Raw genomic sequence first — 343 nt, 5'->3', positions numbered from 1 at the left:
TCGGCCATGACGTCGGCATAGGCGGCGACCTCGGCACGGAAGTCTGCATCGGACTCGGCCAGCGCCCGAGCCTCGGCGAGTTCGTCGTCGGTCAGCCCGCCCAAGGCCAGGCCGGCGGCCAGATAATCACGATCGGTGCTCATCGACTCGCCTCCAACTCGTCTCGCAGCTTCTTCATTCCGTCTCTGATCCGTGACTTGATGGTACCCAGCGGCACCTTGAGGTCCTCCGAGATCTGGGTGTGGGTCAGACCCTGATAGAAGGCCATGACGATCGGCCTGCTCTGCTCCTCGGGGAGGATCTTCAAGGCGGAGACCGTCCGGTCCGACTCCGCTCGGTCGAT

General features: G+C 64.1%; 1 protein-coding gene. It reads right to left on the bottom strand.

Translation table 11 applies throughout. The features are described 5' to 3' along the window. Positions 1-139: 139 nt before the first annotated feature. Positions 140-343 (bottom strand): sigma factor-like helix-turn-helix DNA-binding protein (locus FHG09_RS19665; protein ID WP_319803275.1); only part of this gene is annotated, 204 nt, incomplete at its 5' end.

It is taken from the genome of Brevibacterium sp. CFH 10365 (genome assembly GCF_009299785.1).
In the GTDB taxonomy this organism is placed as follows: Bacteria; Actinomycetota; Actinomycetes; order Actinomycetales; family Brevibacteriaceae; genus Brevibacterium; species Brevibacterium limosum.
This window is presented reverse-complemented; position numbering and strand designations above follow the sequence as displayed.